This is a genomic window from Mesorhizobium sp. C089B (assembly GCF_030323125.1).
Lineage (GTDB): Bacteria > Pseudomonadota > Alphaproteobacteria > Rhizobiales > Rhizobiaceae > Mesorhizobium.
Window position 1 is genome coordinate 3,216,054 of sequence record NZ_CP100469.1, and the last position, 23,354, is coordinate 3,239,407.

A 23,354-nucleotide genomic window follows, 5' to 3' on the forward strand; every position below is an offset into this window, starting at 1 on the left:
CCTGTCGCAAAGAGCGGCGACCATAGGCGCTGATGTCCGTCACGCCAACCGCAGTGTTCTCAAGCGTCAAAGAGGTCCACAGGAAAGCGCCTTGCTTTGGCTCGTCCTCAGACCATCCCGCTCAGCGCCTCGAAAAAGGCAACGATCTCGCGTTCGAGCGGATAATCTTCAGGCACCGGCTGCGACCCCATTTTTGCAATCACCACTTCCATCTTCGGATCGACGTAGAGCCATTGGCCGTGGATGCCGATGCCGCAGAAAGCACCGTTTGCCGCACCCGTTTGGTACCACTTGTTGCGATAGCGGCCCTTCGGGAACAGATGCACCATCGTGCCGCGCTGCCAGGCCTCCGCGCTGCCGCCGGCAACGGTCGTATCGCGCACCCAGCCTTCCGGCACGATGCGCCGGCCATTGGCCGTGCCGCCCTGCCGCATCATCTCGCCGATACGCGCCAGGTCGCGCGGCGTCACCGAAATGCCGCCGGCGGTGCGCGCCGTACCTTCCATGTCGACGCCGATCGAAGCCTCGCTGACAGCACCCAGCGGTAGCCACAGTTTCTCGCGCATCAGGTCCGGGAAGCGCTGGCCGGAAGCTCGTTCGAGCAGCAGGCCGAGCAGATCGGAATTGGGCGAACGGTAGCGGAAGGTTTTGCCGTGCGGTTCTTCGAGCCGCTGCAAGGTCAGAATGAATTCGCGCAAGCTTTCAGTGCCGCCGCCCGGGTTCCACAGGGTGGCGCGACGGTAACGGGCAAAGGCGCTTTCGGGATCGAGATAGGCCTCCTCGAAGTCGAGGCTGACGCTCATGTCGAGCACATGCCGGCAGCTTGCATCGGCATAGGCCGAGCCGGCGGCTTCCGGAATGTACTGGGTGACCGGCACCTCCGGATCGAACACGCCCTCGCCTTCCAATATGCCGGCGATGATGGCGGTGACCGATTTGCTGATCGAGAAGATGATGTGACGGGCGCCGAAATCCATATTGGGCGCGAACCAGTCGCCGATGACCTTGCCAGCCTTCATCACCGTCAGCGCGTCGCTGCTCGAACGTGTGAGGAATTCGGCCACCGTTTCCGGGGCGCTGGCGATCGAAACCTTTTCGCCGAGCAGGCCGCTCAGGTCCCGCACCGGTGCCTCGACGCTTCCCAGCGTCGCCGCCACGGGGGCGGTCGGCACCAGCTCGCCAAGGTTCTGGAACGACCAGCGGTTGAACGGGCTTTCGCGCCAGTTGGAGAGCAGCACCTCATTGCGGGCGAAGCCGTAGCGGGTCTCGAACGCGGTCTTGCCAGTCATGAACGTTTCCTCGGAGGGATGATTTGTTGTGGGTCAACCAAGCGCCTTGGCGATGGCGTGCACCGCCTTCAGCGTTGCTACCGAATAGGCGACATTGCTGAAATCCGGATAGGTCGAAAGCTTGACCACGACCATGCCGGTGTCCCAGTCGACATGGATCATCTGCCCGAACACGCCCCGGCACATCAGCGCGCGCGAGCGCGGGTCTTCGATCCAGAACTGGTTGCGATAGCTGCCTTCGGGCAGGCTCGGATTGAAGTCCGGCCCATGCCTGCCGTTGCGCGTCGCCTCGATCCAGTCGGCCGGCACGATGCCGCGGCCCTTGTCGAGAATCAGCTGGCCGAAGCGGGCATAGTCGCGCAGCGTCGCGTTGAAGCCGCCATCGGCCAGAGCATAGCCGGCGCTGTCGACCGTGAAGCAGGCGCTCTCGTCGGCGCCGAGCTTTTGCCACAGCTCCTCGGACACCAGCTGCGCCAGCCGTTTACCGGTGACCCGCTCCATGATGAAGGCAAGCACGTCGGTCTCGATCGAGCGGTACTCGAACGCGGCGCCATGCGGCCGCACCTTGTCCTTCAGCTGCAGGATCAACTCGAACAGATGCGGCGGCCATTGGAAATCCGGATCGCTGTCCGGCGGCACCGGCTTCCAGCCGGTGGCGACATCGACCTGGCCGATATCGGAGTAACGGTCGGTGTATTCCTCGGAAAAGCGCACGCCGGTGGTCATATCGAGCACATGCTGCACGCTGGCGCCGTCCCAGCCGGTCGCGCCGAGCTCCGGCAGATAGGCGGTCACCGGTTTGACCGGGTCGATCAAGCCGCGCCCAACCAGAATACCGAACACGGTGCCTGTTACCGACTTCGCCATCGACTGCGACAGATGCAGCGTGCGCTCGGCCATGCCGTTGAAATAGCGCTCATAGGCGACCTTGCCGTCTTTGAGCACCAGGAAGCCGTCCGTGTAGGTCTCGTCGAGCAGGCCAACGAGCGTCGTCGGACGGCCCTTGCTGTCTTCCACCGGCAGCGCGTCGAGATCGGTCTCTGCGCGCTCAAGACGATGGCGATGGCCATTACCGCGCCAGACCTCGATGGTCGGCAGGAATTCGCGGATGTGTTGGAAGGCCCAGCGATTCCATGGCGGCCGGTCCCAGTCGAGCTTCGGCAGCACCATTTGAGGCGGCGAGCCCTGCATGATCGACGGCCGCGGATCGCTGTTGCGATAGGAGTCCATGAAAGCCATTCCGGAAAAGAAAAGACCCGGCGGCGCATGCCGCCGGGTCTGTCAGACTGCGGTTATTTCTGCAGTTCGGTCCAGATCTTGGTGTAGATGTCCTGGATCTCAGGCGCGCACATCTTCTGGAATTCGCCTTGTGCCTTCGCAGCCTCCGGAATGACGACTTCCGGGGCATCCTTCATATCGGCCGGCATGTACTTGTCCGAGCCGGTAATGGCGTTTGCGTAGCGATGGAAGGCCGAGAGGCCGGCCGCGTTTTCCGGATCCATGATGAAGTTCTGGAACAGCTTGGCGTTCTCGACATTTTTGGCTTCCTTGAGAACGACGACGTTATCGCTCCACAGGCCGTAGCCTTCCTTCGGATAATTGTAATGGATGGCCGGATTGGCCAGCCGCTGACGCAGCGCCGAACCGTTCCAGTCGCTGGTCGCCTTGAAGTCGCCGGCGCCCATCTTTTCGATGGTGTTGTATTCCATGGCGATCCAGTTCGGCTTGGCCGCGACAAGCGTGTCGCGCACCTTCTTCAGCACCGTCTTGTCGTCGGTGCACTGCTGGCCGCCGACATATTTGATCGCCGCGAAGATAACGTCATTCATCTCGGGAACGACATTGGTCTTGCCCTTCAGCTCGTCCGGCGTGTTGAAGATGATGCCCCAGCTGTCGGCTGGTCCCTTGTAGGCATCGGTGTTGACGACGACACCGACGGTGCCCAGCGCCCACGGCACGGAATATTTGCGGCCGGGGTCGAAGTCTGGATTGGCCCATTCCGGCGCCACGTTCTTGAAGTTCTCCATCTTGCCCGGATCGGTCTCCTGCACGAGACCCTCCTTGATCCAGATCGGCACGTAGGTTTGCGACGGAACGGCGATGTCGAAGCCGGTGCCGCCCTGGCGTACCTTGGCGAGCGCCGTATCGTTGGAATCGTAATCGGTGATGGTCACCTTGACGTTGTATTTGGCTTCGAACTTTTTGATCACGTCGGGGCTGGTATAGTTGCCCCAATTGTAGATGTTCAGCTCGCCATCGGCGCGGGCCAGGCTCGTCGTTGCGAGCAGCGCCAACCCCATGGCGGCTGTCGTTGTTTTCCAGTTCATGGTTTTAGCTCCCATTTGTCGGTTCAGTCTCTTTTCCTGCTGACGAAGAAAAACAACGTGACGATCGCGACCGAAAGCAGCAGGAAGGCGGTCGATATCGCGTTGATCTCAGGCGTGATGCCGCGGCGGATCTGGCCGAGCATGTAGGTGGGCAGCGTATCCTGGCCGCCCGATTTGACAAACTCGGTGATGACGACGTCATCGAGCGAGATGACGAAGGCCAGCATCAGTCCGGCCAGTATGCCGGGCCACAAAAGCGGCAGCGTGATGCGGCGGAAGGTCTTCCAAGGCGTCGCGTACAGATCGGCGGCCGCGCGCTCCAGCGTCAGGTCCATGTTTTCCAGCCGCGCCCGGATCGGCAGATAGGCGAACGGGATGCAGAACGCCGTGTGCGCGGCGATCAGATAGCCAATGCCGGAATAGCCGGTGAAGATCTTGATGCGCGAGAAGAAGATCAGCAGCGCCACGCCCGTGACGATCTCGGGCACCATCAGCGGCTGGTTGATCGCCGCATATTTGAAGGTGAGGCCCGGATAGGACGCGGTGCGCGTGGTGGCGAGCGCGGCCATGGTGGCAAAGATTGTCGACAGCACCGCAGCGACGGCGCCGATCTGGAACGAGCGTAGCGTCGCGTCGATAACTTGCACGTTCTGCCAAGCCGACTGGAACCAGCGCATCGAAAAGCCGCCCCATTCGGACGTCGAGTTCGCCGCGTTGAAGGCATAGGCGACCAGCACGATGATCGGCAGATAGAGCACGATAAAACAGGTCGCAGCGATCACCGTGAAGCCGGTCTGGTGCTTGATGGAAAAGTTCTTAGCCATGCCGCGCCCCCGACTTGCCGGCATTGCGCACATAGGCAAGCAGCGCCACCATGACGATGATCATCACCGTGATCGACAGCGCCGAGCCGAGCGGCCAGTTGCGGCCTTGGCCGAACTGCAATTCGATCAGGTTAGACAGCATCATATTCTTGCCGCCGCCAAGCACGCTCGGCGTCACATAGGCGCCAAGGGCTGGAATGAAGACCAGGATGGAGCCGGCAATGACGCCGGGTTTGACCAGCGGGAAAATGATCTTCCGCAATACATTGAAACGGGTCGCGTAGAGGTCGTAGCCCGCCTCGACGAGGCGAAAATCAAGCTTCTCCATGCTGGCATAGATCGGCAGCACCATCAGCGGCAGATAGACATAGGCCATGCCGATCAGAATCGCCGTGTCGGTGAAGAGAATCTGCACCGGCGCTGAGACGATACCAAGCTTCATAAGGATGGTGTTGATGATGCCTTCGTTGCGGATGATCTGCAGCACGGCGAAGGTGCGGATCAGCAGGTTGGTCCAGAACGGAATGGTGATCAGGAACAGCCAGAGATCCCTGGTCTTCTCGCTGCGCGTCGCCATGAAATAGGCGGTTGGAAACCCTAATGCCAAAGTTGCGATCGTCGTTATCACCGCCAACTTGATCGAGCGCCAGAATATGGTGACGTGCGCTGCCGCAAGCGAAAGCGTATCGTCGAAAATGTCGCGTTCCATGAACACCGACAGCCAGGCATCGGGCGAGAACTGCCACTTCACATCGCCATAGGGGCCAGGCGTCAGGAACGAGTAGATCAGCACGATCAGCAAGGGGCCGGTCGCGGCGAGGAAGATCACCAGCAAGGCTGGCGCTGACAGCAGCCAGCGGTCGCGCACATCGCGTCGCTGCGCTGCCTTGGCGACTTGTTCCGCGGTCGCCATGATCAGTCCTTCAGCACTTGCGCGGCGTCGTTGCCGATCATGATGCCGATCTGGCCGCCCTGCACGAAGCCGTCACCGGCGCCGCGGCTGTTCTGACGCCGCACGATGAACGGCTCGCCACCGGCAAGGCGCAGATGGAAGTGCGTGTCGGTGCCGAGATAGACGATGTTTTCGACGGTGCCGGACAGCGAAGCGCTCGGGCTGGCAGTGCCCAACTGCGCATGCTCTGGACGCACGACGATGGTGACCTTGCCGCTGGGGCTGAAGCCTTCCGGCAGCGAGGCTGGGATTTCCACACCAGACGGCAGCTTCACCGTCGCCCGGCCACCAGTCGCGTTAACCACATCCGCCTTGAGGAAGTTCGACTCGCCGATGAAGTCGGCGACGAAACGCTCGGCCGGCCGGTCGTAGATGTCGCGCGGCGAGCCGACCTGCAGGATCTTGCCCGACGACATCACCGCGATGCGGTCAGACATGGTCAGCGCTTCCTCCTGGTCGTGGGTGACGAAGATGAAGGTAATGCCGGTCTCGTGCTGCAGCCGCTTCAATTCGATCTGCATTTCCTTGCGCAGCTTGTAGTCGAGCGCCGAGAGCGGTTCGTCGAGCAAGAGCACCTTGGGCTGCGGCGCCAGCGCCCGGGCGAGCGCCACGCGCTGCTGCTGGCCGCCGGAGATCTGGCTGGTGCGGCGACCCGCCAGCGCCTCCATCTTCACCAGTTTCAGCATCTCGGCGACGCGCGCCTTGATCTCGGCCTTCGGCTTGCCCAGCATTTCCAGGCCAAAGCCGATATTGTCGGCGACCGTCATATGCGGGAACAATGCGTAGGATTGGAAGACGGTGTTGACCGGCCGCTTGAAGGGCGGCAACGGCGCGATGTCCTGACCGTAGAGGAGGATTTCGCCGGCGGTTGGAAAGTCGAAGCCGGCAATCAGCCGCAGCAACGTGGTCTTGCCGCAGCCGGATGGTCCCAGCAGGGTGAAGAACTCATTCTCGCGGATGGATACCGAGACCGTATCGAGGGCAGCGACCTGCCCCTCACCCGATCCGAAAATTTTACTGACGTTTACGACTTCAATTGCATTCCGATCCGGTTTTTCCGGCACGATACGCCTCACTGTTGACCCCGCTCTTGCTGGCGGAGTTTTTCCCCTGTTCGATGTGACCACACGGCCGGTAGGTTGGCAAGTCCGGCATTGAATCACAGTTCAGTCGGTCATTTCGTCTTGCAAGCGGCAAGCTGTGCAAGCCGCATGCCATTGTCAGGCCTGGTAGGTGACCTTGCCACCGCAGACCGTCGTCACCGGCCGCAGCTTGTGTAGATCGGCCGGCGCCGTCTTCTCGATATCGGCCGACAAAACCACCAGATCCGCCATATAGCCGGGTTTCAGAACGCCTTTGCGATGCTCGGCGAATTCGGCATAGGCGCCCTCGACCGTGTAGGCGGCAATCGCTTCCTGCAGCGAGAAACTCTGGTCAGGATCGCCTTCTGCCCATGGTTTGCGCTGCACTGCCGCCTGAATGCTCAGGATCGGGTCGATCGCTGCCACCGGCCAGTCCGAGGCGAACACGACATGGGCGCCGGCGCTTTTCAGGGTGCGCCAGGCATAGCTCAGCGGCCAGCGGGCCGGCCCGATGCGTGACACCGTCGGCTCCAGCGGAAAATCCATGGCGCCGGGCGGATGCGACGGCTGCATCGAGGCGATGACGCCGAGTTCGGCAAAACGCGGCACGTCGGCTGCTGTGGTGACCTCGATGTGCTCAACCCTGTGCCGGCTGTCGCGCTTGCCATTGACCTTCTGCGCCGCCTCGTAACCGTCGAGCACTGCGCGCACCGCGCCGTCGCCGATCGAGTGCACGGCGATCTGCAGCCCGCCTTTGTCGATAGCCACGGCGAGATCGATAAATTGCTGCGGCGTGAACAGCGGCTCGCCGACCCAGTCGGGACGGTCGGCATAAGGTTCGACCATAACAGCGGTCCAGGAATCGAGCACGCCGTCATAGAACACCTTGACCATGCCCGACGACAGCCACTCGCTGTGGTAGCGCTCGGCCATGACGGACGCCTTCTCGAGCATGTCGAGCGTCATGAAGTTCTTGTAGTGGAACGGGATCTTGACGCGGCAGGGCAATCCCTCCTCTGCCTCGATCTCGGAAAGCAGTTCGAGCTGGTAGAGATTGCCGTCCATGTTCTGGATCGAGGTGATGCCGTGGCGCGCGCACCATGCAAGCCCGCGCCGCATGATGTCACGGTCAGCGGCCCGCTCGGCGGCCGACGGCGTTGGGTCCGGCTCGCCGCCGGTCGACAGCCCCAGCCGCACCCGGCTTTCGCCGGCAAGGTCGAGCACCGGACCGAAGGCCTCGCCCTCGCGCAATTCGCCCGCGGCCAGGCCGTCGACACCCATCACGATCTCGTTGCCCGGACCGAGCGTGCGTCCCTTCAGGATGCCGGCTATCTCCAACGCCTTGGTGTTGGCCCACATCGTATGGTGGTCGGGCGCTGCCATGCAGAAGGGGCGGTCGGGCAGGATGGCGTCGAGATGATGGCGTGTCACCCGCTCGTCGCCGAGCACGGTGTAGTCGACGCCCTGTCCCACAAGCATTTTCGCCTCGGGCCGCGTCGTTGCGTAGTCGCGGATGGCGCTTTGAAGCGCCTCGAATCCATGGATACCGCCGAGTTGAAGATGCGCGAGCTCGGCCCCTCCCGAGAACAGATGCATGTGGGCTTCGATGAAACCGGGCAGGACCGAACCGCCCTTGGCGTCGATCACCTCTGTGGTCGTTCCCTTGAGTTTTTCGATGGCGGCGTGGTTGCCTATGGCGATGATGGCGCCGTCCTTGACGGCAATCGCCTGGGCGGCGGGATTGTCATCGTCCATGGTCCGCACGCGACCATTGATGACGATCAGATCAGCATTTTGACCCGCACCCGTGACAGACATCGCGACTCCGCGCTTTTGACGACTGGCTGAGACGACAACCCTCTTGTCCGACAAGCTGCCACTCCGCTGGAGCGGCGTTATCGGACGAAAACTGATGCCAGTGCGCTGTTTCGAAATTCCCCTTGTGATCTCTCAAAACAGCGTGGATAAAAGAATGCGACTAATTATTCGCGTTTGTCAACGTGCCGAATTTCGAATGTATTGTGGACAACACACCACGCCAATGTTGAGACCGGGACCTGTGTTGAAACCGGCTGGGAACGAAGGCATCAATCCGTGAAGCGCAGTCTCAGCCGCGAAACCAGGATGGCGCTCGAACCGCGCAAGCAGCCGCGGCAGGAACGGTCGAGCAAGGTGGTCGACAGGATACTCGACGCTGCGCTGATCCTGACGCGGGAGCAGGGAACCAAGACGCCGACGACGCTCGCCATTGCCCGGCGCGCGGGCCTGTCGGTCGGTTCGGTCTACCAGTACTTTCCCAATAAGGAAGCCATTCTCCTCGACCTCGCCCGGCGCTGGCTGTCGTCCTTTCCCGAGGTGATCGCCAGGCGCATCGAGGTCACCCCACCCACCAACCGCGACGAGTTTCGGCAGGAAGTGCGCAAGCTCTTCATCGATACCTCCAGAATATATCTCGAAAACGCCACCCTGATGCCGGTGATCGAGGCGATATCCGGCAATGCCGACCTCAGGCCGATCCAGGACGAATATGACGAGCAGATCATCGCGCTTTACGCCGCGTGGCTGCAGCATGTGAACCCGGCCCTTGAGGACAAGATCGCCAGCCGGCTCGGCGTGCTGATGATGGATGTCGGGCACGCCTGCCGGCTTGTGGGGCTGAAAAGAGACCGCAAGACATACGACCTCATCGAGGACGATGTGGAAAGAATGTGGCTCGCTCTGGTCACCCCCTATCTCAACCTTGAGTGATTTCGCTATTTCGAGAGGAAATTCATGAAGACTGTCTATTCGCCGCTTCATGCCGGCCATGCCGGCCAGATGGAACTGGTGACATCAGCCATCGTGCCGGGTTTCGAGAAGCCATCGCGGGCCGAGTTCATCAAGGCGCGGGTCGAGAGCGAGAAGCTGGGGCCGATCATCGGACCGGTCGAGCACGATCTCACAGCCGCCAAGCGCATTCACAAGGCCGACTATATCGACTTCCTGCCGACCGTCTGGCCGGCGTGGAAGGCCGCCGGCCTCGAGGGCACGGCGATGCCCTTCACCTGGCCGACGCGCGGCCTGCGCGGCGACGTGCCACCCAAGCGCGTCGACGCCTTGCTCGGCTACTATTCCTTCGACGCCGGCGCCACCTTCGTCGAAGGCACATGGACCGCGATCAAATCGTCCTATGACGTGGCGCTGACGGCGGCGGCCTTGGTCAAGGGTGGCGAGCGGTCGGCCTTCGCGCTTTGCCGCCCGCCCGGCCATCACGCCGGTGCCGGGTTCATGGGCGGCTACTGCTACATCAACAATGCTGCGGTCGCCGCGCAATGGTTCCTCGATCAGGGCGCAAAACGCGTCTCGATCCTCGACGTCGACTATCACCACGGCAATGGCACGCAGGAGATCTTCTATGAACGCGCCGACGTGCAGGTTCTCAACCTGCATGGCGATCCCATGGTGGAGTATCCGTTCTTCCTCGGCCATGCCGATGAACGCGGCGCCGGCGCCGGCGAAGGTTTCAACGTCAATTATCCCATGCCCTTCGGCACCAATTGGGACGCCTGGAACGCCTCGCTGGAGGATGCCTGCGTCAAGCTCGCCGCCTACGCCCCCGATATCGTCATCGTCTCCCTTGGCGTCGACACCTTCGAGAAGGACCCGATCAGCCAGTTCAAGCTGAAAAGCCCGGACTATCCGAAGATCGGCCATCGCATCGCCAAGCTCGGCCTGCCGACGCTGTTCGTGATGGAAGGCGGCTACGCCGTCGAGGAGATCGGCATCAACGCCGTCGGCGTGCTCACCGGCTTCGAGGACAAATAGGAAAGCAATTCCAGGATAAGTGTGAGGCGGTTTTCCGGCCGGAATTGCGCCAAAGAGATATGGGGCGGCTCCGGCCGCCCCGACCATCTAGGCGGCCGCAGCCGGGTTGGGTGCAACCACCGGAACGGCTGGCCTTCGCAACCGGCCGATGCGGTATACAATCACCGCCGCAATCACGCCTGTCGCCAGGATGGCCACCGCCAGCAACGGCCGGTACCAGAACCAGGCGATCGCGATCGTCACCGTGCCGACCAGGATCGCCAGGACGAAGGCGATAATGCCGGTACCCATCCGCGCCATGCTGCCGAGGAAGGGTATGACATCGAGGATCACCCCGATCGGGCTGAGGAACAGCGCAAAGCCTATGGTCAGCAACAGCAAGCCGGCGCCGCGCAGCAGCCAGGTGATCAGCGTGTTGGCGCTGACGGCGTCGGCGAACATCTTTTCGGCCGGGACGTTGCCGGTGTCGACCATCAGCAGCGCATCGCCGGCTTGCGTCTGGTAGGGCTCGAAGCGGCTGCCGGCCTGGCGCGCGATGATACTAACCACGCCCAGCGGCGCCAGTTCGTAGCCGATTCGATAGTCACCCAAAGCGGGCGTCGTGTTGTCATTGCCGAGAAAAATCTTGCCATCGACGATGCTGAGCGGTTTCGTTCCGGTATAGGCAGCCTTTATCGCCGCCGACTGGTCGGCTGACAGGGAATAGTCCTTGTCACCCTCGATGCGGTCCAGCACCGGCGTATCGAGATCGAAGGCGACAAGCTTGCCCTCAGGAATCTGGAAGGTCCGGCCGTGGATTTCCATCGGCGGATTCTGGTGGCCGTCCGGCTTCTTGAAATCGGAGGAGTCGATCTGGCTGTCGTCCCACACCTTGGAATAGCTGTAGGTGGTCACCGTCTCTTCGCCACCGCCGAGCTTCTTCGTCGTCTCCGACTTGGACTCTTCCTTCCACTGATACATCTCGACACTGCGCGACAGCCGCAGCCCTTGCGCCGCAATGCCGAAATCCGGATCCGCCAGACCGCTGTCCGCCGTCACCAGTCCGCTGACATGAACCAGCTTGCCGTCATTGGCGGTATCGACGCTGTCGGCGCCGACCGAAACCACCGCTCCAGAACCTTCGGCCAGCGAGCGCGCCGTCTGCACGGCGCGGCCTTCGTTCCAGAACAGCCCGATCACCATCAGCACGATCAGGATAAGGCCGAAGATGACCCCGCCGACCGCGCGCTTGATCCGCCCGAACCACGAGACGGATGTGACTTCCCGAAATGAATCGCTCATCGTTTCCCCCGAAACAAAGTTATCCCAAAATTACAACGCGGCCGGCGGCTGCGCGTTTAGCCCGTCAATCGGCGTGGATCTGCGCGCCGCAATCCCTGTCGCCGGCGCAGGCGTGCACCGCCCGTGTCGTGCCGCCATCGCCAACCCGCCACGGCGAGGCAGACAGCGGCGCCTGCCGATTGCCCCCGAGAAGATCGAGCGCCCGCATCGCCGTCTCTTCGCCAGCCTCGTCACGCTTGACGATCTCGACGTCCTTGAGGCCGATCGCGGCAAGCTGCGGCATCACCACATCGGGGTCGCCCGCCACCACGATCAGCGACGGATCGAGCGATGCCAGGGCCAGCGCCTGTTTCTGAACCGCATCGAGCGTCAGCTTTGTGCGCGCCGCCATGCGGGTTTGCTGGTCCTCCAGCGTCGATCCGCTGCCGACCGCGCCAATCAGCGAGGAGAACAGACCAGCCGACGTCTCGGCCGATCCAGCCAGCGCCCGGCGATAGACGGTCACCGTGCGGTCGACCTCGTCCTGCGCCACCGGCAAGGTGGTCAGGCCGGCAAATCCTTTCAGGATTTCGGTAATCGCCGGCCCGGTGTTGGCGCGCTCGACGGTGGTTGCCACGACCAATCCCGAGCCGGCCTTCATCGGGCTCATCAGATAGCTCGACACGCCATAGGAGTAGCCCTTCTCCTCGCGGATCACCGAATTCAGCCGGCTGGAGAAATCGGCGCCAAGCAGGTTGGAGACCGCGGTCGATTCAGCGCGCTCGCTCTCGTCGGTGCCGGGCGCCGGCCGCGCCACGAACAGCGCCGACTGGCTGGCGCCGGGTTCGGGCACCAGCAGCACTTTCTGTCCCCCGTTGAAATGCGCCGCCGGCGACGGCTCGACGGCATAGCCGGCGGTGTCGCTTGTCCACGCGCCGAATGCTTTTTCAAGGCTGGCGGCGACGGTCGCGACCGGCATCGGGCCGACGCTGTAGAAGGTCACCGCCTTCGGCGTGAACTCCGCCTTGAATGCGTCCCTCGCCTCGTCGAGCGAGATCGAGGCCAGCGCCAATGCCGACCAGTCCACCGCTGCCTTGCCCGGCACCTGCGGGATCAGCGTCGCCTTTGCCATGCGGCCGGCAACGCCGGGCAGATCCGCCTCGCGGCCGTTTAGCCAGTCGACTGTCTGCGCCATCAGCACAGTCCATTCGGTCTTGTCGAAACGAGGCTTCAGCACCGCGTCGGCGAGCAGGCCAATACCCTGGTCGAGCTTTTCCGGCGGCACGCCAAGCGTCATCATCGTGGTCAGCGTTCCGGCCTGGTGGCCGACGCCGGCGCCGATGTCGCTGGCCGCCTTGGCGAAATCAGCCGAGCCGCGATCGGCGGCCCCGCGTGTCGCCATGCTTGCTGCAAGCTCCAGCAATCCCTCCTTGCCTTCCGGCACGCTGTTCCAGCCGCCGGCGGCACTGGCCGCGACATAGACCATCGGCGCTTCCGGCATTGTGTAGTGGACGAGTTTGATGCCATTCGAGAGCGTCGCCGTTTCCATGGCGGGCAGTGTTGCCGAAGGCGCTTGCCCGGCCGCATGCTTCGGAATGTCGATCGCCGCTCGCTCCGGCGCGGTGAACGGCTGCGGTGTGCCGGACGACCCGATCAGTGCATCGGGATAGCCGCCGCGCGGGCCGGGCTTCAGCACCAGTATGCTGGCGTCTTCCGGTTTCAACAGCCGCTTCATCGTTGCCTCGACGCCCGCCACGCTGGCGTCCTTCACCCGCGGGTCGTCCACCAGCGCGCTCTGCGCATCGCCGAGCACGTCGGCATTGTAGGAGACGACGCCGGCGCGATCCTTCAGTGCTTCGCTGCCGAGCCGCGCTGCCTGCAAGATGCCGGTGCGCGCACGCTCGACATCGACCGGATCGAGCGGGGTCTTCAGGAAATCCGCAAACGCCGTTTTCATCGCGCTTTCCAGCGCTTCCGGCGCCACATCTTCGGCGGCACCCGCCTCGAAGGTAAAGCGGCCACCGAGCAGACCGCCGGTCCAGCTCGCGCTGGCATAGGTGGCAATGCCCAACTGCGAAACCAGCCGGTTGCGCAAAAAACCATATTCGCCGTTGCCGAGCAGTTCGGCGGCAATGCTGAGCGCACCATTGTCGGGCGACTGCGCCACCGGGCCACTGAAGCCGACCACAACGATGGGGCTTGGCACGCGATCCTCGAGCACCAGCTTGAGCCGGGCCTGCGTCGGTTCCGGCACGGCGGGCCGCGCCACATCGGCGCCGCGCGCCACGCGGCCGAACGTGTCGGCAATCAGCGCCTTGGTGTCGTCGATCTCCAAGTCGCCGACCAGCACCAACACCGCATTGTTGGGCAGATAGTAGCTGTTGAAGAAACCCCTGACATCGTCGAGCGTCGCCGCATCGAGATCGGCGACCGAGCCGATGACCATGCGGCTATAGGGATGCGGCTTCGGGAACAGCCCGGACCAGAAAGCTTCCCAGCCGGATGCGCCGGCCTTGTCGAGCACGTTCTGGCGCATCTCGTTCTTGACCACCGAGCGCTGCAGATCGAGCTTGGCCTGAGTCACCGAGCGGCCGAGATTGGCCATGCGGTCGGCCTCCAGCGACAAGATCATCGGCAGTGACGACGACAGCCCGTCGACGTAATAAACCGTGCCGTCTTCGGTGGTCCAGGCATTGATCTCGTTGCCGAGCGCGGCGTGCGCGCCGAACACGTTCGGCCAGGCCGGCGTGCCGGAAAACATCAGATGTTCGAACAGATGCGCAAAGCCCGAGCGTCCCGCGGGTTCATTCATCGACCCGACGCGGTAGCGCAGGTTCATCACCACCTTCGGCACGCGATGGTCGGGCACCAGCACCACCTGCAGCCCGTTGTCGAGCGCATAGGTAACGGTCGGCTCAGCCTTGGCGGGCGCTGCCATGCCGGCAAGAGCCGCAAGCACCACCGTGAACGCCAGGAAAACCTGCTTCATCATGACCCCCGATGCTGATGGCCGCGAGCAAGCGCCGCCAAATCCGCCGTATGACCGAAGGGATGCCCACCCCTGCCGGCTGCCGAGACCCTATCGGAATCGATCGGCCCTCGATACGGCAGTATCGCAACACCCTCTGGCTTTTTCGTGTCGGCGTTTCAGGCCTTTTGCGGCGGAAAAGGCCGCGAAAGCAGCCCCTGAGTCGCTTGAGTCCAATAATATTGATTTTGTCAAATCGCGTTTGATGTCGGATTCATCTGCGGGTAGATTAGACCCGAATCAGCCGGTCCTTGGGGGGCGCGGCGACCACCCAAAGTCTCAAGTTCCGGCCAATGACCGGCACCAGACGCGGACGGCTTCGCGTTCCCTGAATGGATTCGGCGATCAGCGCGACCGCCGCGCCGTGTGAGTGCTTCGTAAACGTGATGCGTCTTCAAGTTCGGCCGCTGCTAACCCCAGCGTCCGGGCTCAAGAAAAGACTCCGGCCATGACATACAACCAAAGCATCCAATGAGCAGTTCCGCCGCGCTTCTCCAATCCGATACGTTAGGCTCGCGCCTCGAATCGCGCGGCGATCTCACCTCCTTTTTCATGCAGCTTGCCGCCGAGATCGGCGCCGACAGCTACATGCTCGTCGCCATCGTCCACGACCAGGACCGCAACGACGCCCGCATCGTCTCATCCAACTGGATCTTCGACGCCATTGAACTGATCGGCAAGCGGCTGATCGCCGGCCTTGCCCAGGGACCGCTGACCGTTGCACCTGGCATCCGCCCGAGGCCCCTGGTCGCCGCCGCGGCACCCGACGCCGGCGGACTGCTCACAGGCGAAGAGGCGCGCCTGCTCGACGTGCTTGGACATGCCGAAGTCTATTCACTGCGGCTCAATGTCGGCCGCCAGCGGCTGTTTGCGCTTTTCTCGGCGGCCGAGGCCGGCAGTATCGACCAGCCGGCGCTGATGAAGGCTCAGTTGAAGTGCTGTTACGCGCTGTCCGCCATCCCGCAATTGATCGCCGCCGTCGCCATGCAGGACCCGCTGTCCGACCGCGAGCGCGAATGCCTGTTCTGGGTGTCTGAAGGCAAAACCACCGATGAGGTCGCAGTGATCCTCGGGGTCTCGTCCAACACCGTCAACAGCTACATCACCCACGCCATCCAGAAATTCGCGGCGTCGAACCGCGCGATGGCCATCGCCACGGCGATCAGGAGCGGCATCATTTGAAACATGCTGACATCAAGGCGGCGGCCGAAGCCCTTTTCAACGAGCAGCGCAATCCGTTCGGCGCCTTCTCCATCGGTTCCGAGACGCACCATGCCGTTACCATCCCGGACGCGGTGCGCCGCTGCCGCTGGATCGCCGTCGACATCAACGCGTCGGCGTTTGGCCTCTACTTCGTCAGCCCCTCGCCGGAACGGGCGCGCCTGGTGCCGAGCTTCGATTCCGACTATCCCGCCACCGCGGTGACAACCAAATTCATTGCCGGCGCCAACGGTGAGGAGATGGTTCGCCACAGCGGCGCCTCGACAGCGCCGCGCTGGTGGGCCGATGACGGCATCGCCGGCTCGGACGCCGTCTTCAAGAACCTCGCCTGGGCGGAGCGGACGGAGCCGCTGGCGCCGGGCACCAACGGCATTGGCTTTCCCGTCCATGCCGATCGCGGCCATTGCGGGCTGGTGGTGTTCCTCGGCTCGACGATCGCTTTGCCGGAGGACACGCTCTACGAAATCCACGCCCGCTGTTTTTCGCTGTTCGCCGCCGTCGCCCGCATTCGTCCGAACGATGCCGGCCGGATGCGGTCGATCTCCAAGCGTGAACTGGAGTGCCTGAAGCTGACCGCCAACGGCAACACCAGCGAAGAGATCGCCAGGCTGTTGAAGCTGTCGGTCCACACCGCCAACCAGTATCTCACCCAGTCGACGCAGAAGCTCAACGCGGTCAACCGCAACCAGGCGGTGGCCAAGGCGCTGCGGCTGGGGCTGATCGAGTGATCGCGTCTGGCAGTTGGAGTAAGACAAAAGATCAGCGATAGGCGAGCGGCTCGGTCCTGCGGATTCGCGCCTCTTCGATCACCGTCTCCAGCAAAGCGGTGTTGTGCTCGGGGTCTTCCCCGGGCTTTTCGAACGACACATAGTTGACCGCGACCGAAGACCTCTCCTCGCTCAGCGTCAGCTGGAAATAGACGGTGACGCCCGGCGGCCGAAGCTCGAGATCGAGCACGATGCGCGGGCTGCCGCTCCAGTCGACATGTGCCTCTCCGCCATGGCCGAGCCTGAGCGTGCCTGGGAGGAAAAAAAGCTCCACAGCCGAATCCACCAGATCCGACAGGCAAGCGAAATGCTCGAGCCGGATGAAGGCGATGTAGTCGGCGACGTCGATCAGCCGCAACTCGTCGACCACCTGCTCGATGGCCTTGGCGACGATGAGTTCGCGGGATTTTGCGTGCGGTTGGCGGTTCATGAAATTTGTCTCCGCTCAGCCTTTTTGGAGTAGACGATCCGCACCAGTTCGGCGACGGCCTGGTAGAATTGCGACGGGATCACGCTATCAACCGAAACTTGCTTGTACATGGAGCGGGCGAGCGCCACGTCCTCGAAGATCGGGATGTTGTGCTCCTTGGCAATCTCGCGAATCTTGAGCGCCACAAGGTCCTGGCCCTTGGCCAGCACCATGGGTGCTGAATCCTCGTCGCGGACATATCTGAGCGCGATGGAAAAGTGCGTCGGATTGGCGATGATCAGCGTCGCGCGCGGCACCGCCGTCATCATCCGCTTGCGCGCCCGGTCGCGCGCCAGCGAGCGCAGCCGCGACTTGATGATCGGGTCGCCCTCGGACTGCTTGAACTCGTCCTTGACCTCCTGCTTGGTCATCCGCAGATCCTGCTTCCAGTGGAAGCGCGACCAGACGACGTCGACCGCCGCGATCAGCCCCATGACGAAGACGATCGCCACCAATATGTCGACGGTGATGCTTTTGATGACGAGGCCGAAAGCGACGGGGTTGGTGATCATGCCGGCCAGGAGCTGGCGGTAGTCCTGCGATAGCGTGAAGTAGAGCACGATGCTGGCGAAGCCGAGCTTGCCCAGCGATTTCAGGAACTCGACCCAGCCCTGAATGCCGAACATCCTGGTCCAGCCTTTGGCTATCGAGATGCGCGACAGTTGCGGCCGGATCCGCTCGCCGACGACTTGCGGCATGTTCTGCAGCACCGAGGCGCCGATGCCGGCCACCACCAGCAGCACCAGCAGGCTGACGACGGCGTTGCCTATTTCCATCATCACGGTCTTGTAGAGCGCGATGACGTCGGTCTCGGTGTCCATCGGCCACGCCTCGGGCTTTTCCAGGAACATCGACAGGAACATGCCGAGATCAACGACCGCGTCCTTGGCGTAGAAGACGGTGAACACCAGTATGGCGATGAAGGACGCCAGAAGTGCGGCCTCTCGCGAATGGGGCAGCTTGCCCTGTTCGACGGTGTCGCGGATCTTCTTTTCGGTCGCGTCTTCGGTTTTGGAGTCTTTGTCCGCCGCTTCAGCCATTCAGCGCTCGGCGTTAAGCCGCTTCGCTCTGCTGCGATGAGGGCAGTTCGAAAGCCCCCTCGCGCGAAAGCCGGATTGTCGCCACCGCGATGTTCTTGCGCGCCGTCATGATGTCGGCAAGCTGAATGCCTTCCGAGCCCTGGCCGAGCTCGGACTCGATCATGCGCCGCGACCGTGCGCCGATCGCCGACAGCACCGATTCCGTCAATGCGGGCGCCGCACCGCGCAGCGCCAGCGTAATCAGTTCGGTCGACAGCCCGTCGAACAGAAGCACCCGCGCCTTCTGCGTCAAAAGCGGCAGATCGTCGAAGGCAAACAACCTGGAGCGGACACCGCCGAGGTCCGGCGTGCCGGCCTCTTCCAGATCCTGCATGACCTCTTCCAACTGAGGCTTGTCCATCTCGTTGAGCATACTGGCGACGCGCGCCTGTCCCGCCGAGATATCCTTGGTCGCGGTCTGCGCCAGCACGCTGGCGCGCAGCTGGTTCTCGATGATCCTGGTGGCCGCGTCCGGAATGGTCGCCATCGTCACCATGCGCTTGATGATCTCGCTGCGCATCGGCTTTTCCATGGTCAGCAAAATGTTGGCGGCGGCTTGCGGCGCAAGCTTCGACAGCACCATGGCCGCGGTCTGGGGATGCTCGGCGGCAAGGAACGTGCCCAGACGCGTCGGCTCGAGCTTTTCCAGCTCCGGCCAGATCGGCGGTGGTCCTTCCGGCGCAACCTCGAAGCGCTTGTCGCCCATGATGGCGCTCATCTCTTCGGGCGACAGCGATTCATTGAGGATCGTGTCCATCCGGTCGGCGGAATCGAGCAGGCCCGCACCTTCGGTGAACTCGGCCTCGAATTCGGCAACGATGCGTTCGAGGTCGCTTTGCGGAATGGTGCGCAGCAGCCGCGCCCCTTCGATCAGTGCCTTCAGTTCTTCCTGCTTGAAGAATTTCAGCAGCCGGCTGGCCGAAGGCTTGCCCATCGCCACCAGGATGGCGGCGGCCTTTTGCGGGCGCGTGAGCGTCACCGGCGTCGTCATGGCATCCGCTCCTGCTGAGACCGCATGTCATTCATTGCTCAAGCGCCCTTGGTCGCCGCGATAATTTCGGTCAGCCTGATGCCAAAGCGCGACGGATCGCTTTCCAGCACGGTGATTTCGCCGCGCGCGATCTTGCGGCCGTTGACCACGACATCGACCGGTTCGCCGATGCGCCGGTTGAGCGCCACCGTCGAGCCCTTCTGCAGCGCCATCAGGTCCGACACCGACATTTCCGTGCTGCCGAGGATGATCTGCACATCGACGGGGATGCTCATGATGATGTTCGAATTGGCGCCGGACGTGGCAGCCCGCAAGGCGGCGTCGGGGCGCTTTTCCTCCTCCTGGAGGACACCGCGCAATTCCTCGATGGCGCGGTCGAGCTGTTCGTCCGGCTGGTCGATATTGGCTTCCACCTTGGTCTTGGCCATCAGTCGTCTCCAAATGCTTGGGCTTGCCCGGCGTCAGCCCGGCATGAGCCCATCGATAAAATCCTGACCGGCATCGTAAGGATGCCTGATCCGGACGGTGTAGTTCTGCCCGAGCTTACCGAACTCGCAGACAAACAGCGTCTTGTCGCGCGCGCTCAGCTTGGCCTGCGACTGCGCGGTTTCCTCGAACTCGATGATCTGGCCCGGCTCGAAGCCGGCGAGGTCGCCGAGCGTCAGGCGTGCCAACGGCATGGTCGCTTCGAGCGTCACCGTCGAGCGCATCACTTCTTCGGAAAAACGTGCCCGCCAGTCGGAGGTCGTGCCTTCGCTGTCGTGGACATCGGCGATACCGCGTGTGGCCAGCAGGATGCGCTGCGGGATCATCACCGTGACCGTTCCGCTGTCGGTCGGCGTCGAGATGCCGAAGACGATGCGCACCGCCGCGCCATCGCGCAGCACGCGGCGCTTGGCTTCGCTGCCCGAAAGCGCCCGCGGCACCGGCAGCCGCAGCTCGAGCGAGCGCCGGCCCGATCCGTTCAACGCCTGCGCAACTTCCTGGAAGACCGTGGTCGCAACATCGGTCTCGATCTGCGACAGAGCGCGCTCGATCGGCGAAACCGGCTGATCCGGATCGCCGCCGAACAGCGCGCACACCATCACGGCGATGGCCGGCGCATCTGCCACCAGCGTCATCGCATCCGAAGACGTCGGCGATGCTATGATGGCCATGGCAAAGGCATCGCCGGCATTCGTGCGGGCATCGGGAACACGGCTGATCTCGACCGCGCGCAGGTCGACGGTGACCGGTGCGCCGAGTTCGCCGGCCAGGCTCTTCTGCAGCAGCGGCAGCGCGCGCTCGCCCATCGAGCGCCCGGTGCCGATGACATGAGCGGCCTCACCGCTGTCACCGACCAGACGCTCAATGATCAGCGAGCGGGCTTGCGAGGGGCTGCCAGGACTTGTCATGACGGCGTGCGGTCCTGTCTGTCGTCATGCATGGCTCAAGCCGCTTTCTTCTCGGCGGAAGCTGTGTTCATCGTGCTTTGCTCGACGGCGTCGATCGTCGGCCGCTCATAGGACGAGATGGTCTTGCGGCCGAACTCGATCGCCACCTGCGGCAGAGCGCCGTTCATATAGGCAAGCAGCGTCTGCTTGACGATGATATAGAGGCGATTCTTCTTCTCGCGCACCGTCTTGATCTTGGTGGCAACCGGTCCGACCACCGCATAAGACAGGAAGATGCCGAGGAAGGTTCCGACAAGGGCGGCGCCGATCAGGCCGCCGAGGATTTCGGGCGACTGGTCGAGCGCGCCCATCGCCTTGACCACGCCGAGCACGGCGGCGACGATGCCGAGCGCCGGCAGACCGTCACCCACCGCCACCAGCGCGTGGTAGGCCTTCATCTTGTCGGACTTGATGGTCTGGATTTCCTCGTCCATCAGCGCCTCGATCTCATGCGAGCGGGCATTGCCGATGATGATGATGCGGCAGTAGTCGCAGATGAAATTCGTCAGGTCGTGGTTCTTGAGCACGGTCGGGAACGCCTGGAAGATCGCCGACTCCTCCGGATTGTCGATGTGCGCCTCGACCTCGCTGCGCGACTTCGAGCGCAGTTCGCGCATCAGGCTGTGCAGCACGCCCAGCGTCTCCAGATAGTCGCGTTCTTTCGGTACCGCCTGCTTGAACGCTTCGAGGATACCCCTGCCGGTGTCCTTGACCGTCTTCATCGGGTTGGCGACGAGAAAGGTGCCAAGTGCGGCGCCACAGATGACCACCGCTTCCCAAGGCTGCATCAGCACATGCAGATGGCCGCCCATCGCCATGAAGCCGCCGAGAACACAGCCGAGCGTCACCACAAGTCCGATCAGAATGCCCACGCCAGATCCTTCCGCATCACGTCAGGCCTAACCGATAGCCCCCGTGCCTTGTGTGAGGCTTGAATCATGCAAGGTGAGGCGATTCAGCCTCGCGCAAGCAAGTCCGCATAGTCTTGCTTTTGAAGCTGCGACCGGAGGCATGTCGTGTTGAGCACTTTTACCAGCTACCAGCTCATCGCCAGGGACATCCCCAAGGCGATCGACCGCATCGAGGCGGAGCCGATCACCAAGCGCGACACCGACTACTATCTCGCGAACATCGGCAGCGTGAAATCGATCGACGATTTCGTCAAGAACGACCGGCTGTTCAAATATGCCATGAAAGCCTTCGGTCTCGGCGACATGGCTTACGCCAAGGCCTTCATGGTCAAAGCCCTGAAGGAAGGGGTGTCGGATTCCGACAGCTTCGCCAACAAACTGAGCGACAAGCGTTATGCCGAGTTCGTGTCGGCCTTCAATTTCGCCGCACTTGGCGCTAATGCCACGAGCTACAATTCGGCACAGCAGGGCGTGACCAACAATTATGGTCTCCAGGTCTCGGTCGGCCCTTCGCAGAACGGCTTCACCTACTACAAGGGCGAAACCTCGTACTACCTGAGCAACATTTCCAACGTAAAATCGATCGACGACCTGATGGGCAACGATCGCCTGCTCACCTATGCGATGGCCGCGTTCGGCCTGGACGCCGACGCCGAGCCGGCTGCGACCGTGCGGGCCATGCTGGAAGGCGGCGTCACCGACCCGAACAGCCCCGCAAACACGTCGACAAACAAGGGCTATGCGGCTTTCGTCGCGGCTTTCGACTTTGCCCAATATGGCGACCAGGCTACGGCGCGCGACGCCGTCCAGCAGGCGGTGCCGAAGGCTGTGATCGGCGGAACCGGACTGTTGCTCGTCAAGCCGACCGCGCAATACATCAAGGGCGAGGCCGACTACTACGCAGCCAACATCTCCAAGGTGAAGTCCATCGAAGACCTGCTGAAGGACAAGCGCCTGCTGACCTTCGCCATGGCTGCCTATGGGCTTGATGCATCGACCCAGACGACGAAGCAGATCCGCACCATGGTCAATGGCGGCGTCACCGATCCGTTGAGTCCCGCCAACCTGTTGACCGACAAGAGCTACGCCAACTTCGTCAGCGCCTTTGATTTTGCCCAGTATGGCGATCAGACGACCACGCGCGACGCGGTGCTGAAGACCACGCCGAAGCTCTACACGACCGAGTCCAGTCTTGGCCTCATCAAGCCGAATGCGGACGCCGTCCAGGCCGAGACCAGCTACTACCTCGCCAACATCACCAAGGTGAAATCGGTCGACGACCTGATGGCCGACAGCCGCCTTTATAACTATGCTCTGTCCGCAAGCGGGCTCGATCCGGCGACCACCAACAAGGATCTCGTCCGTGATGTCCTTGAGGGCGGTGTCCGCGATCCCGCCAGTGTCGCCAACAAGCTCTCCAACAAGGCCTATGCCAGGCTCGCCACCTCGTTGAATTTCGAGGCCTACGGCGAAGCGGCAACGACCCGCAGCCCGTCGCAGCAGCCGGTGGTCGACAAATACATGCGCCAGACCCTGGAAGAAGACGCCGGCAAGACCAATGAGGGCGTGCGGTTGGCGCTCTATTTCGAGCGCAAGGCCTCGACCATCACCAACTGGTACGACGTGCTGGCCGACACGGCCCTGGCCAGCGTGGTACGCACCGCCATCGGCCTGCCCGATTCCTTCGCTGCCGCAGATATCGACAAGCAGGCGCAGGCCTTCGAGGCAAAGCTCGACCTCACCGATTTCACCGACCCGGCCAAGCTCGAGAAATTCCTCACCCGCTTCACCAGCCTTTGGGAAATCAATCATCCGACCTCGACCGCTCAGACATCGGTCGGTGTGCTGTTTGCGCAGCCGACCACCGTCGGCATCTCGACCGATCTGATGATGGCCATGCAGAAACTGAGATTCTGA

Annotated in this window: 20 protein-coding genes; 5 read left to right on the top strand and 15 right to left on the bottom strand. The window is 62.7% G+C overall.

Annotated features, from left to right (window positions below):
* Nucleotides 1-107: 107 nt before the first annotated feature.
* The 7 genes from NLY44_RS15950 to NLY44_RS15980 form a co-directional block, all read right to left on the bottom strand.
* Nucleotides 108-1,289 carry a serine hydrolase domain-containing protein gene (locus NLY44_RS15950; RefSeq protein WP_023804758.1) on the bottom strand — a complete coding sequence of 394 codons (1,182 nt, stop codon included), beginning with the start codon at nt 1,287-1,289 and terminating at the stop codon, nt 108-110.
* A gap of 33 nt (nt 1,290-1,322) precedes the next feature.
* Nucleotides 1,323-2,519 (bottom strand): serine hydrolase domain-containing protein, encoded by a 1,197-nt coding sequence (locus tag NLY44_RS15955; protein ID WP_023804757.1) that lies wholly within the window; start codon nt 2,517-2,519, stop codon nt 1,323-1,325.
* A 62-nt stretch (nt 2,520-2,581) separates the two neighbouring features.
* On the bottom strand, nt 2,582-3,616 hold the full coding sequence (locus NLY44_RS15960) for an ABC transporter substrate-binding protein (protein WP_023804756.1): 1,035 nt from the start codon (nt 3,614-3,616) through the stop codon (nt 2,582-2,584).
* 23 nt (nt 3,617-3,639) lie between these two features.
* Entirely contained in the window at nt 3,640-4,440 is an 801-nt protein-coding gene (locus tag NLY44_RS15965) for an ABC transporter permease (RefSeq protein ID WP_023671766.1), read from the bottom strand.
* Nucleotides 4,433-5,353, bottom strand: a complete 921-nt coding sequence (locus NLY44_RS15970) for an ABC transporter permease (RefSeq protein WP_023686326.1) — start codon at nt 5,351-5,353, stop codon at nt 4,433-4,435. The genes NLY44_RS15965 and NLY44_RS15970 overlap by 8 nt, the downstream gene beginning before the upstream one ends.
* A gap of 2 nt (nt 5,354-5,355) precedes the next feature.
* Nucleotides 5,356-6,456, bottom strand: coding sequence for an ABC transporter ATP-binding protein (locus NLY44_RS15975; RefSeq protein ID WP_023804755.1), 1,101 nt, complete (start codon nt 6,454-6,456; stop codon nt 5,356-5,358).
* 156 nt (nt 6,457-6,612) lie between these two features.
* Nucleotides 6,613-8,292 carry an amidohydrolase gene (locus NLY44_RS15980; RefSeq protein ID WP_023686328.1) on the bottom strand — a complete coding sequence of 560 codons (1,680 nt, stop codon included), beginning with the start codon at nt 8,290-8,292 and terminating at the stop codon, nt 6,613-6,615.
* Nucleotides 8,293-8,568: 276 nt separating this feature from the next.
* On the opposite strand from NLY44_RS15980, the gene NLY44_RS15985 reads away from it, so the two are divergent.
* Nucleotides 8,569-9,222, top strand: a complete 654-nt coding sequence (locus NLY44_RS15985) for a TetR/AcrR family transcriptional regulator (protein WP_023804754.1) — start codon at nt 8,569-8,571, stop codon at nt 9,220-9,222.
* A 24-nt stretch (nt 9,223-9,246) separates the two neighbouring features.
* Nucleotides 9,247-10,278 (top strand): histone deacetylase family protein, encoded by a 1,032-nt coding sequence (locus tag NLY44_RS15990; protein ID WP_023804753.1) that lies wholly within the window; start codon nt 9,247-9,249, stop codon nt 10,276-10,278.
* An 87-nt stretch (nt 10,279-10,365) separates the two neighbouring features.
* Here the strand turns inward: NLY44_RS15990 and NLY44_RS15995 are convergent, their stop codons facing one another.
* The gene (locus NLY44_RS15995) at nt 10,366-11,559 is read right to left on the bottom strand and encodes a TMEM43 family protein (protein WP_023804752.1); all 1,194 of its coding nucleotides are present in this window, start codon (nt 11,557-11,559) and stop codon (nt 10,366-10,368) included.
* A gap of 64 nt (nt 11,560-11,623) precedes the next feature.
* Nucleotides 11,624-14,530, bottom strand: coding sequence for a M16 family metallopeptidase (locus tag NLY44_RS16000; RefSeq protein ID WP_286457648.1), 2,907 nt, complete (start codon nt 14,528-14,530; stop codon nt 11,624-11,626).
* 507 nt (nt 14,531-15,037) lie between these two features.
* Here NLY44_RS16000 and NLY44_RS16005 point away from each other — a divergent pair.
* Both NLY44_RS16005 and NLY44_RS16010 read left to right on the top strand, forming a co-directional pair.
* Nucleotides 15,038-15,748, top strand: a complete 711-nt coding sequence (locus tag NLY44_RS16005; RefSeq protein WP_023683473.1) for a helix-turn-helix transcriptional regulator — start codon at nt 15,038-15,040, stop codon at nt 15,746-15,748.
* Nucleotides 15,745-16,515, top strand: coding sequence for a helix-turn-helix transcriptional regulator (locus NLY44_RS16010; RefSeq protein ID WP_023683474.1), 771 nt, complete (start codon nt 15,745-15,747; stop codon nt 16,513-16,515). The genes NLY44_RS16005 and NLY44_RS16010 overlap by 4 nt, the downstream gene beginning before the upstream one ends.
* Before the next feature lie 31 nt (nt 16,516-16,546).
* Here NLY44_RS16010 and NLY44_RS16015 read toward each other — a convergent pair whose 3' ends face one another.
* Genes NLY44_RS16015 through motA form a run of 6 tightly spaced genes read right to left on the bottom strand, consistent with a single transcriptional unit; the run spans nt 16,547 to nt 21,398 of the window.
* Nucleotides 16,547-16,984 (bottom strand): BspJ family T4SS effector nucleomodulin, encoded by a 438-nt coding sequence (locus tag NLY44_RS16015; protein WP_023671756.1) that lies wholly within the window; start codon nt 16,982-16,984, stop codon nt 16,547-16,549.
* A complete protein-coding gene (flhB, locus tag NLY44_RS16020; protein ID WP_023683475.1) occupies nt 16,981-18,063 on the bottom strand; it encodes a flagellar biosynthesis protein FlhB in 1,083 nt (360 codons plus the stop codon). The genes NLY44_RS16015 and flhB overlap by 4 nt, the downstream gene beginning before the upstream one ends.
* Before the next feature lie 13 nt (nt 18,064-18,076).
* The gene (locus NLY44_RS16025) at nt 18,077-19,093 is read right to left on the bottom strand and encodes a flagellar motor switch protein FliG (RefSeq protein WP_023683476.1); all 1,017 of its coding nucleotides are present in this window, start codon (nt 19,091-19,093) and stop codon (nt 18,077-18,079) included.
* 38 nt (nt 19,094-19,131) lie between these two features.
* Entirely contained in the window at nt 19,132-19,521 is a 390-nt protein-coding gene (fliN, locus tag NLY44_RS16030; RefSeq protein ID WP_023714014.1) for a flagellar motor switch protein FliN, read from the bottom strand.
* Nucleotides 19,522-19,554: 33 nt separating this feature from the next.
* Nucleotides 19,555-20,487 (bottom strand): FliM/FliN family flagellar motor switch protein, encoded by a 933-nt coding sequence (locus tag NLY44_RS16035; protein WP_023714015.1) that lies wholly within the window; start codon nt 20,485-20,487, stop codon nt 19,555-19,557.
* A 35-nt stretch (nt 20,488-20,522) separates the two neighbouring features.
* Entirely contained in the window at nt 20,523-21,398 is an 876-nt protein-coding gene (gene motA / locus NLY44_RS16040) for a flagellar motor stator protein MotA (RefSeq protein ID WP_023671751.1), read from the bottom strand.
* Between the two features lie 144 nt (nt 21,399-21,542).
* Between motA and NLY44_RS16045 the strand changes: the two genes are divergently transcribed.
* Nucleotides 21,543-23,354: a DUF1217 domain-containing protein gene (locus NLY44_RS16045; protein ID WP_023804750.1), complete on the top strand. Its 1,812-nt coding sequence runs from the start codon at nt 21,543-21,545 to the stop codon at nt 23,352-23,354.